A 10,457-nucleotide genomic window follows, 5' to 3' on the forward strand; every position below is an offset into this window, starting at 1 on the left:
TCCCGCCACGGAAGGGCTCGGCGCCTCACGTCATCGGGATCACCGGGACAAGCCCGGTGATGACGACGGAGGGTGGCAGGGACGCCCGTCCCGGTCGGAAAAGCGCAGCGCCCCACAGCATCGGGATCACCGGCACAAGGCCGGTGATGACGTGAGGGTGGGAATGCTCCTCATGGAGGCGAAGGATGGCGCCGCATGGGGTGACAACGAAGGTCCGCTCGGACTAAACCACGCCTATCTTTGTCCCATCCGACGAACCGGGCGGAATCGCCCGCGTTCTTCTTGATCTCTGACCCGATACCTCATCATGAAGCCAGCCCTGACCCGTGCCCTCGATGCCCTTAAGAAGGGCCAAAGCCTGACGCTGTCGAGCGTGCCGGACGGCTTCGACGCGCTCGCCGTGGCCGATCTCGCCCGCGGCCTGTCCGGGCAGGTGGAGGGACCGGCGGTCCTGGTCCATGTGGCCCGCGACGGGCAGCGGCAGCAGAACTTCGCCAACAGCCTTGGCTTCATCGCGCCGGAGATCGAGATCCTGACCTTCCCGGCCTGGGACTGCCAGCCCTACGACCGGGTCTCGCCCAATGCGGCGATCACCGCGCAGCGCATGACCACCCTGGCCCGCCTCGCCCGTTCGAAGACCTCCGAGGACAAGCCGCGCATCCTGTCGACCACGGTGAACGCCCTGGTCCAGCGCGTCCCGCCCAAGGCCCGCATCGCGGCCGAGACCTTCTCGGCGGCGCCCGGCAATGTGGTCGACACGACGCAGCTGATCAACTGGCTGGAGAGCAACGGCTTCCTGCGGACCGGCACCGTGCGGGACACCGGCGAATACGCGGTGCGCGGCGGCATCATCGACCTCTATCCGGCCGGCCTGCCCAACCCGGTGCGCCTCGACTTCTTCGGCGATGCGCTGGAATCGATCCGCGCCTTCGATCCTGAGACCCAGCGCACGGTCGGCACCCTGCGCTCCCTCGACCTCGTGCCCATGAGCGAGGTCCAGCTCACCACCGAGAGCATCCGGCGCTTCCGGCAGGCCTATGTGGCGGCCTTCGGGGCGCCGACCCGCGACGACCGGCTCTACGAGGCGATCAGCGAGGGGCGGCGCTATCCCGGTCTCGAGCACTGGATGCCGCTTTTCCACGATCATCTCGACACCCTGTTCGACTACCTGCCGGGCGTCCCGGTGGTGTTCGACGCGCTCGCCGACGATGCCGCCGGCGAGCGCCTGTCCCAGGTGAAGGATTATTACGACGCCCGCCGCGAGGGCATGGGACAGAACCAGCCCGGCGTTGCGCCCTATCGCCCGCTGCCGCCCGATGCTCTCTACTTCAAGCCCGAGGAATGGTCCGACCGCACCGCCCATCTCCCGCTCGCGCGGCTCACGCCCTTCGCGGTGCCGGAATCGGCCGGCCGGCTCGTGATCGACTGCGAGGCCCGCCAGGGCCGCAGCTTCATCGCCGAGCGGGCGGACGAGAACGCCAACGTGTTCGAGGCCGTGGTCCGACACATCCGCGAGCTTCAGGCGGCCAAGAAGCGCGTCATGCTCGGTGCCTGGACGGAGGGCTCCCGGGAGCGCCTTTGCCACGTGCTGCAGGACCATGACCTGCGCCAGACCAAGCCCATTGCCCGATTCTCCGACGCGATGGCCTATCCGAGGAACGAGATCCCGGTCGGCATCTGGCCGCTGGAATCGGGCTTCGAGACGGCGGATCTCGCGGTCGTCAGCGAACAGGACATCCTGGGCGACCGCCTCGTTCGCCAGAAGCGCAAGTCGAAGCGGCCTCAGGACTTCCTCACCGAGGTGGCGGCGCTCACGCCGGGCGATCTCGTGGTCCACGTGGATCACGGCATCGGGCGCTTCGAGGGGCTCAAGACCATCGAGGCGGCCGGCGCCCCGCACGATTGCCTGGAGCTTCATTATGCCGGCGGCGACCGCCTGTTCCTGCCGGTGGAGAACATCGAGCTCCTGACCCGCTACGGGTCGGAGGAGACGGAGGTCCAGCTCGACAAGCTCGGCGGCGGCGCCTGGCAGGCCCGCAAGGCCCGCATGAAGCAGCGCATCCGCGAGATGGCGGGCGCGCTCATGAAGATCGCCGCCGCCCGCATCCTCAAGGACGCCCCGCGCCTGACGCCGCCGGAAGGGCTCTACGACGAGTTCGCGGCCCGCTTCCCCTATGACGAGACCGAGGACCAGCTCAACGCCATCGAGGCGGTGCTCGACGACATGGCCTCGGGCCGGCCGATGGACCGTCTCGTCTGCGGCGACGTGGGCTTCGGCAAGACCGAGGTGGCCCTGCGCGCCGCCTTCGTGGCCGCCATGGGCGGCAAGCAGGTGGCCGTGGTCGTGCCGACGACGCTGCTCTCCCGCCAGCATTACCGCACCTTCTGCGACCGTTTCCGCGGCCTCCCGCTCAACGTGGCCCAGGCGTCCCGCTTCGTGCCGGCGGCCGAGATGAAGAAGACCAAGGAGGGGCTCGCCGACGGATCCGTCGATATCGTCATCGGCACCCATGCGGTCCTGGGCAAGACCATCAAGTTCAAGGATCTCGGCCTGATCATCGTGGACGAGGAGCAGCATTTCGGCGTGTCCCACAAGGAGCGCCTCAAGGAACTGCGCGCCGAGGTTCACGTGCTGACCCTGTCGGCCACCCCGATCCCGCGCACCCTGCAGCTGGCCCTCACGGGCGTGCGCGAGCTGTCGCTCATCACCACGCCGCCGGTGGACCGGCTGGCGGTGCGCACCTTCATCACGCCCTTCGACCCGCTGCTCATCCGCGAGGCGCTCCTTCGCGAACGCTACCGCGGCGGCCAAGCCTTCTACGTGGTGCCGCGCCTCGACGATCTCGGCGACGTGAAAGCCTTCCTGGACAAGGAGGTGCCGGAGGCCAAGGTCGCGGTGGCCCACGGCCAGATGGCGGCCGGCCAGCTCGAGGACGTCATGACGGCCTTCTACGAGGGCAAGTACGACATCCTGCTCTCCACCACGATCGTGGAATCGGGCCTCGACATCCCGACCGCCAACACGCTCATCGTCCATCGGGCCGACATGTTCGGCCTGTCCCAGCTCTACCAGCTGCGCGGGCGCGTCGGCCGGTCCAAGACCCGCGCCTACGCGCTGTTCTCGGTGCCGGCCAACAAGTCCCTGACGGTGCAGGCCGAGCGGCGCCTCAAGGTGCTCCAGACCCTCGACACGCTGGGCGCCGGCTTCCAGCTCGCCTCGCACGACCTGGACATCCGCGGCGCGGGCAACCTTCTGGGCGAGGAGCAGTCCGGCCACATCAAGGAGGTCGGCTACGAGCTCTACCAGCAGATGCTGGAGGAGGCGGTGGCCCAGCTCAAGGCCGGCATCGAGGAGCCGGCGGAGGATCAGTGGTCGCCCACCATCGCGGTCGGGGCCCCGGTGATGATCCCGGAGAGCTACATCTCCGACCTGCAGCTGCGCCTGGGCCTCTATCGCCGGCTCTCGACCTTCGAGGCCGACCAGGAGATCGACGCCTTCCGGGCCGAGCTGGTGGACCGGTTCGGGCCGGTGCCGTCCGAGGTCGACCAGCTCCTCAAGATCATGGCGATCAAGGTGCTCTGCCGCCGCGCCAACGTGGAGAAGGTGGACGGCGGACCGAAGGGCATCATCATCTCGTTCCGCGACAACGCCTTCGCCAACCCGGCCGGGCTCATCTCCTATGTCGCCGAGCAGGCCTCCTTCGCCAAGGTGCGGCCCGACATGAAGATCGTGTTCGTCCGTGACACCGAGACCCCGGACGAGCGCATCAAGGCCGCGACCACGATCCTGCGCAGCCTCGTGCGGATCGCCGAGAAGAAGGCGGCGTGAGACCCGCGCCGTTTGTCGGCTGGGCCTCTCGATGGTGGGTGCGGCACGGGAGTGACCATTCTCCCGCGTCATCACCGGCCTTGTGCCGGTGATCCCGATCGATCAAGGCGCGGCGCTCCTCAATATCGAGATGGCCGGGACAAGCCCGGCCATGACGTGCGGAGGGTGTCAGCCGGGGAAGGCGTATCGGTTGATGGAGGGGCGAAACCCTCAGAGGTCCGGGGCCGCGACCGTGTGCATGCTGAGCTGGTTCTGCAGCATCGTGGCGGCGCCGCTCACCCCGCCGGTGACGATGACCGGCGTGCCGGCCTCGGCCAGGTTCTTGCGCAGGCGGCTGGCGAGCTCCAGGAAACGGCGCCGTTCGGCCCAGCCCGCATGGCGGGGCATCTGCAGCACCACGGCCGCCGGGCTCGGGATCAGGGCCAGGACGTCGTCCGCGGCTTCGAAGGGTGTCGTCACGCTCGCATATCCCATGCCGGCCAGCTCCGCCGACAGGGCGCTGTCGGGAGCACGGTCGCCGTTGTCGACGACGAGAACCTTCGGCATTGCGTTCATGACGATACCCTGAGTTGGACGTGTCGGATGAGAAAGAGGTGCTCACCTAACGTCGAAGCAGAGCATTAGTTTCATTGTCTACATGAATGGAAGCTCAACAATAGGGGGTATCCACGCCTCTTTGGGTTAGTGCGGCAGGCGCCACCAGGTGTCGACATTGACCCCCATCAGCGGAGTCCGGTCCGGTCGCCCGAGGGCGTTGCTATAGGCAAGCCATTGATCTTTCAGGTAGAACAGCGGGATCACGTAGAACCCCGACAGAAGCGTTCGGTCGAGGGCCCGCACGGCGGACACGAAGTCCTCGCGGCTTTTCGCCTCGAGAAGCGCGTCGATGAGGCGGTCCACCGCGGGCGACGCCACGCCGGCATGGTTCTGGGACCCACCCCGCTGGGCGGCGGCGGAGCCCCAGCGGTTGCGCTGCTCGTTGCCGGGCGAGGGCGTTCCCGGCCAGAGCCACTGGACCATGTCGAAGTCGAACCGGGCGAGGCGGCGCCAGTACTGCACGTCGTCCACGAGGCGCACGCGGGCCTGGACGCCGATGCGGCTCAAGGACTGCGAGACGTTGAGGGCGAGCCGCTCCTGCGAGCGGGAATTGACCAGGATCTCGAACGCGAAGGGCTCGCCCGTGCCCTTCCTCCGCAGGACGTCGTTGTCGAGGGTCCAGCCCGCCTCCGACAGGAGCGCGAGGGCGCGCCGGGCCATGTCCCGGTCCCGGCCCGATCCGTCGCCGGAAGGCGGCTCCCAACGCCCTTCGAGGATGTCCTCGCGGACCGCGCCGGGGAACGGGGCCAGCAGGGCCCGCTCCCGCTGGTCGGCGGGCCGTCCCGTGGAGGCGAGGTCGGATCCGGCGAAGTAGCTGTCGGAGCGGGTGAGCTGGCCGAAATAGAGGTTGCGGTTCACCCAGTCGAAGTCGAACAGGTAGCTCAGGGCCTCGCGCACCCGCACGTCGGCGAACAGGGCCTTGCGCGTGTTGAACGCGAAGCCGTTCATGCCCTTCGGCAGCCGGGTCGTCAGGGTCTCCCGGCGGATGCGCCCGTCGCGCACGGCCGGAATGTCGTAGCCGGTCGCCCACTGGCCGGGATCGCCCTCGATCCGGAAATCGTAGAGTCCGGCCTTAAAGGCCTCGAACAAGCTGTTGGCGTCGCGATAGAAATCGTACCGGATCTCATCGAAGTTGTAGAGCCCGCGGGTCACGGGCAGGTCCTCAGCCCAATAGTCCTTGCGGCGGGTGAGCACGACCCGCTCGCCCGGCCTCACCTCGGTCAGGGCATAGGGGCCGGAGCCGATGGGCGGGGTGAGGCTCGTTCGGTCGAAGGTCTCCAGGTTGGTGGCGTGGGCGGGGAAGATCGGCATGGTCATGCCGATGAGGAGCGGCAGCTCCCGGTCGTTGGCGCCGGACAGGTCGAAGCGGATCCGGTGCGGGTCCAGGATCTCCACCGCCTTGACCTGCGAGAAGCTCGAACGGTGGAAGGGTTTTCCGTAGGTCTTCAGGGCCTCGAACGAGAAGCGCACGTCTTCGGCGGTCAGAGGATGGCCGTCCGAGAAGCGGGCGCGGGGATCGAGGTTGAAGGTGATCGAGCTGCGGTCCTCCGGCATCTCCACATTGCGGGCCAGGAGGCCGTAGATCGTGAAGGGCTCGTCGGTGGAGCGGATCATCAGGCTCTGGAGCACGTAGCGGGGCACCGCGTCCGGAGCGACGCCGAGAACGATCAGGGGGTTGAGGCTGTCGAAGGTGCCCTGGAGGCCGAGCGTGATTCGACCGCCCTTCGGCGCCCCGGGGTTGGCGTAGGGCAGGTGGTCGAAGCCGGGCTCGAGGGCGGGCTCCCCGTGCATCGCGATGCCATGCCGCAGCGCCTCCGCCCCGGAGGCCGCGGAGGGCCCCCAGCCGGTCAGGAGACACACGGCGGCAAGCAGCAGATTCCGTATAAGCCAGCGGCCCATGGCGCTCCCGGTGCAAGACGGCAAACACCCGAGCAATGTTGTACAGAAATTTGCCCCGGGTGACTGGAAACCTACCACACGAAAGGTTAAAGGAGCCCCACACGTCTTGTCTTCGCCACATTCGGCAAGGATTTGGACCCCGTCATTGCAGGTTAAGAACACGCCGGCTAAACGGCCTATTCGAAAGCCGAACTTTCGACTGAAGAGGATCACACACATGTCTTTCGCGACACGCTTCGCGAGCCTGGGGGGGACCCGTGGCCTGGCGACTGCCTTGGCTCTTCTGGTGAGCGCACCCGTTCTGGCTCAGACCGCTCCGGCGCAGCGCCCCGCCGCCCAGCCGGCCCGCCCGGCCGCCCCGGCCCAGCAGCCGGCTCCGGGCGCCGCCGCCCAGCCGCAGCAGAATGCCGGCCCCACGGTCGTGCAGGTGAAGGCCGAGCCGTCCCAGCCGGAATGGACCAAGGTCTGCGGCAAGGACCAGAACACCAGCACCGAGATCTGCTACACCACCCGCGACTTCGTGTCGGACCAGGGCCAGCCGGTGCTCGCGCTCGCCGTCTATGACGTGAAGGGCCAGCAGCCGCAGAAGGTCGTCCGCTTCGTGATGCCGCTCGGCCTGCTCCTGCAGCCCGGCCTGCGCTTCGCCGTCGACCAGGGCCAGGCGACGCCCGGCCGCTATGTCATGTGCCTGCCCAACGGCTGCTTCGCCGAGGCCCAGGTGAAGGACGACTTCATCGCGGCCATCAAGAAGGGCAACGCCCTGAACGTCAGCGTCCAGAACCAGATGGGCCGCGAGATCACCTTCGCGGTTCCGGCCGCCGGCTTCGGCAAGGCCTTCGACGGCCCGCCGATTGACCCGAAGGTGCTCGAGGAGCAGCAGAAGAAGCTCCAGGAAGAGCTGCAGAAGAAGAGCGAGGAGATGCGTCAGCGCATGCTCCAGGGCGGCGCCGCCGCGCCGGGTGCTGCACCTGGCGCTGCCGCTGCCGGCGCCGCCGCTCCGGCCGCGCCCAAGCCGTAGGATCATCCGTACAAAAGAGAACGCCGGGCTCCAGGGCCCGGCGTTTTTGCGTGTCGCGATGAGGGAAATCTCAATTGGCCAGGATCGGCTTCGCCTTGTAGCTGCCGTTCTTCTCCCGGGTGAACATCTCGGCGATCATGGGATTGCGCAGAGGTTCCTCGGAATGGTCGGGCAGGAGGTTCTGCTCCGACACGTAGGCGATGTACTCGGTTTCCCCGTTCTCGGCGAAGAGGTGATAGAAGGGCTGGTCCTTGCGGGGCCTGACCTCCTCGGGAATCGACAGCCACCATTCCTCGGTGTTGTCGAACTCCGGGTCGACATCGAAGATGATCCCCCTGAAATCGAAGACCCGGTGCCGAACCACTTCGCCGATCGCGAATTTTGCTGAACTCGCTTTCATGGTCTTAACTCCTTGATCTTCATATAGAGATCCTCGGCGGATTCTCCAAATCGCCCCTCGTCACGATTGAGAGAGCAAGATCCGTGCCAGGGCTGAGCCAACGCCGAGCCAGAGCCGAGCCTTGCATGGGCGGCGGGGCGGCCTGCCGAAAGACGGGATTGTCGCAAGGTTGGAACCTTGCCAGAAGACGATCTCCCGCCGGACCTGCCGTCCGTTTCACCTGACCTCCGGAGCCGCCGATGTCCGACCTGATCGGGCTGTTCAACCTCCTTGCCCCGTTCTTCGGCCTCATCGGGCTCGGCTTCTTCTGCGGCAAGGTGGTGAAGCAGCCGGAAGCCGGCCTCGCCTGGATGCAGTTCTTCCTCATCTACGTGGCGCTGCCCTGCCTGTTCTACCGGCTCATCGCCGACAAGCCCCTGGATGAACTCGCCAACTGGCCGTTCATCGCCGCCACCACGGTCTCGACCGCCTGCGCCTTCGCGCTCTCCTTTGCGACCGGCTGGCGCTTCACGAAAGACCTGCCGCAATCGGTCATGCAGGGGGTGGCCGGGTCCTATTCCAACATCGGCTACATGGGTCCGCCGCTCATCCTGGCGGCGATCGGCGCCTCGGCCAGCGCCCCGGTGGTCCTGATCTTCGTCTTCGACACGCTGTTCCTGTTCTCCGTGGTGCCGCTGCTGATGGCGACGGCGGGCCTCGACAGGCTCAGCCTGCCGGCGACGATCCGCCGGATCGTCTGGCGCGTCGTCACCCATCCGTTCAACATCGCCACCGCGGTCGGCATCGCGGCGAGCTACCTGCACGTTCGGCTCCCGGGCCCGGCCGAGCAGATCGTCACCTGGCTGTCGGGAGCCGCCGCGCCGTGCGCGCTGTTCATCCTCGGTGTCACGGTGGCCCTGCGGCCCCTGCGCAAGATGCCCGGCGAGGTGCCGGCCCTCGTCTTCATCAAGCTGATCCTGCACCCGCTCGTGGTCTGGGTGGTGCTCTCGGCCGTCGGCGATTTCGGTCCGGACTGGACCTACGCGGCCATGGTGATGGCGGCCCTGCCGCCGGCGCTCAACATCTTCGTCATCTCGACCCAGTACAACGTGGGCGTGGAGCGCGCCTCCGCGTGCGTCCTCGTCGGCACGCTGGTGTCCATGGTCACCCTGACGGGCATCCTCTATCTCACCACCAAGACGGGCGCGTTGCCGTACGACCTGTTCCCGTGATGGTTCGGCCTGCCGCATGGGGTCAAGAGCCGCCACGTCATCACCGGCCTTGGGCCGGTGATCCCGATAGCTTGAAGCTCAACGCTCTTCCGAACGGGATGGCCGGGACAAGCCCGGCCATGACGGGGGAGGTTGCCTCCCTGGACCAGTTCAACCCGACGACACGCCCTGCATCAGGCGCGGCACGCCCACGCGGGGGAGCACGCCCTCGCGCATGACGATCCGGCGCAGCGGGCCGATGCTGCTCAACGCCAGAAGCCCGGCGCCGCGCAGAAAATCGGTCGGGATCATGCCGGTCAGCAGGGTCCGGTTGAGGCCGTCCACGGCGGCCGTGCGCAGGCGGACGTCCAGGTCCCGGCCGCGCTGGTAGCGGGCCAGGGTCTCGTCGGAACCGGGACCGTGGCCCTCCTCGCCGCCGTCGATCACCGCGTCGCGCAGGGAGGCGACGTCGCGGAAGCCGAGATTGAGGCCCTGGGCGCCAATGGGCGGGAACACGTGGGCGGCCTCGCCCACGAGGGCGAGGTGACGCGACGAGTAGCGGTTCACCGACAGCCCGCTCATGGGCACGAGCCCGCGCGGACCGTCGAGCCGCATGGCGCCGAGATGCGACTGCGCCTGCCGCTCGACCGCCAGGGCGAGGGCTGCGTCGTCGAGGCCGGAGAGCCGCTCGGCCTCCGCCTTGCTCGCGACCCAGACCAGGCTCGACCGGCGGCCCGGCAGGGGCACCAGGGTGAATGGCCCGTGGCGGGTGTGAAACTCCGTCGAAGTCTCCCGGTGGTCCCGGTCATGGGCCAGGATCACGGTCACGGCCGATTGCGGATAGGACCAGGTCTGCGTGCCGATTCCGGCTTTCTGGCGCAGCTTCGAGTTGCGGCCGTCCGCCGCCACCATGAGGCCCGCCCGGATCGTCCCTCCTTCGGCCAGGGTCAGGACCGCCCCTGCCTCGTCGGTCGCGAAGCCCGTGGCGAATTCCGGCACGAGGGTCAGGGCCTCGCGGGTCCGGGCGGCCTCCGCCAGCGCCTCGACGAGCGCGACGTTCTCGATGTTCCAGCCGAAGGCGTCGAGGCCGATCTCGCCGGCCCGGAACGCGGCCGGCGGCGGGCGGAACAGGCTGCCCGTGTCGTCGACGATGCGCATGGTCTCAAGCGGCGCGGCAGCCGCTGCGACCGCCGGCCAGACGCCGAGCGCCTCCAGGAACCGGACCGAGCCGTTGAGCAGCGCGACGGTGCGCCCGTCCCGGCGCACGTCGAGGCCGCCGACGAGAACGGTTCTGTAGCCGTCGCGGGCAAAGGCCAGGGCAGCGCTCAGGCCCACGGCTCCGGCGCCGACGACGGCGATGTCATAGGTGCTCTCGGTCACGGTGCTCTCTCACCATCGGGTTGTGGACGGATCGCGGACTCACGATAAACCACGGATTCGGCATTGCCGACCGGCGCGCCGCTTCCCTATGATCGTTCCACGACGGAACTGTGGGCCGAACAGTTCTTGCCAGGGGAACAGCTC

The 10,457-nt window shown here is 68.0% G+C and carries 7 protein-coding genes; 3 read left to right on the top strand and 4 right to left on the bottom strand.

What is annotated here, in order from left to right; all coding sequences use genetic code 11:
* The first annotated feature begins 307 nt into the window (after positions 1-307).
* The gene (gene mfd, locus KBI52_RS11030; RefSeq protein WP_173946871.1) at positions 308-3,829 is read left to right on the top strand and encodes a transcription-repair coupling factor; all 3,522 of its coding nucleotides are present in this window, start codon (positions 308-310) and stop codon (positions 3,827-3,829) included.
* A 210-nt stretch (positions 3,830-4,039) separates the two neighbouring features.
* Here mfd and KBI52_RS11035 read toward each other — a convergent pair whose 3' ends face one another.
* Both KBI52_RS11035 and KBI52_RS11040 read right to left on the bottom strand, forming a co-directional pair.
* A complete protein-coding gene (locus KBI52_RS11035; RefSeq protein WP_210807431.1) occupies positions 4,040-4,384 on the bottom strand; it encodes a hypothetical protein in 345 nt (114 codons plus the stop codon).
* Between the two features lie 126 nt (positions 4,385-4,510).
* On the bottom strand, positions 4,511-6,325 hold the full coding sequence (locus tag KBI52_RS11040) for an extracellular solute-binding protein (protein WP_210807433.1): 1,815 nt from the start codon (positions 6,323-6,325) through the stop codon (positions 4,511-4,513).
* A gap of 217 nt (positions 6,326-6,542) precedes the next feature.
* On the opposite strand from KBI52_RS11040, the gene KBI52_RS11045 reads away from it, so the two are divergent.
* Positions 6,543-7,343, top strand: a complete 801-nt coding sequence (locus KBI52_RS11045) for an invasion associated locus B family protein (RefSeq protein ID WP_173946868.1) — start codon at positions 6,543-6,545, stop codon at positions 7,341-7,343.
* A gap of 70 nt (positions 7,344-7,413) precedes the next feature.
* On the opposite strand, the gene hspQ is transcribed toward KBI52_RS11045, so the two are convergent.
* Entirely contained in the window at positions 7,414-7,743 is a 330-nt protein-coding gene (hspQ, locus tag KBI52_RS11050) for a heat shock protein HspQ (protein WP_173946867.1), read from the bottom strand.
* Positions 7,744-7,982: 239 nt separating this feature from the next.
* Between hspQ and KBI52_RS11055 the strand changes: the two genes are divergently transcribed.
* Positions 7,983-8,954 (top strand): AEC family transporter, encoded by a 972-nt coding sequence (locus tag KBI52_RS11055; RefSeq protein ID WP_173946866.1) that lies wholly within the window; start codon positions 7,983-7,985, stop codon positions 8,952-8,954.
* 150 nt (positions 8,955-9,104) lie between these two features.
* Here KBI52_RS11055 and KBI52_RS11060 read toward each other — a convergent pair whose 3' ends face one another.
* Positions 9,105-10,313 carry a UbiH/UbiF family hydroxylase gene (locus tag KBI52_RS11060; RefSeq protein ID WP_210807435.1) on the bottom strand — a complete coding sequence of 403 codons (1,209 nt, stop codon included), beginning with the start codon at positions 10,311-10,313 and terminating at the stop codon, positions 9,105-9,107.
* Positions 10,314-10,457 lie beyond the last annotated feature (144 nt).

The sequence above is a fragment of the Microvirga sp. HBU67558 genome (assembly GCF_018069605.1).
Lineage (GTDB): Bacteria > Pseudomonadota > Alphaproteobacteria > Rhizobiales > Beijerinckiaceae > Microvirga > Microvirga terrae.

Bases quoted from the DNA above. Each gene is read 5' to 3' on its own strand.
- mfd (WP_173946871.1), top strand. From the start codon at position 308: ATGAAGCCAGCCCTGACCCGTGCCCTCGATGCCCTTAAGAAGGGCCAA.
- hspQ (WP_173946867.1), bottom strand. From the start codon at position 7,743: ATGAAAGCGAGTTCAGCAAAATTCGCGATCGGCGAAGTGGTTCGGCAC.
- KBI52_RS11035 (WP_210807431.1), bottom strand. From the start codon at position 4,384: ATGAACGCAATGCCGAAGGTTCTCGTCGTCGACAACGGCGACCGTGCT.
- KBI52_RS11055 (WP_173946866.1), top strand. From the start codon at position 7,983: ATGTCCGACCTGATCGGGCTGTTCAACCTCCTTGCCCCGTTCTTCGGC.
- KBI52_RS11040 (WP_210807433.1), bottom strand. From the start codon at position 6,325: ATGGGCCGCTGGCTTATACGGAATCTGCTGCTTGCCGCCGTGTGTCTC.
- KBI52_RS11045 (WP_173946868.1), top strand. From the start codon at position 6,543: ATGTCTTTCGCGACACGCTTCGCGAGCCTGGGGGGGACCCGTGGCCTG.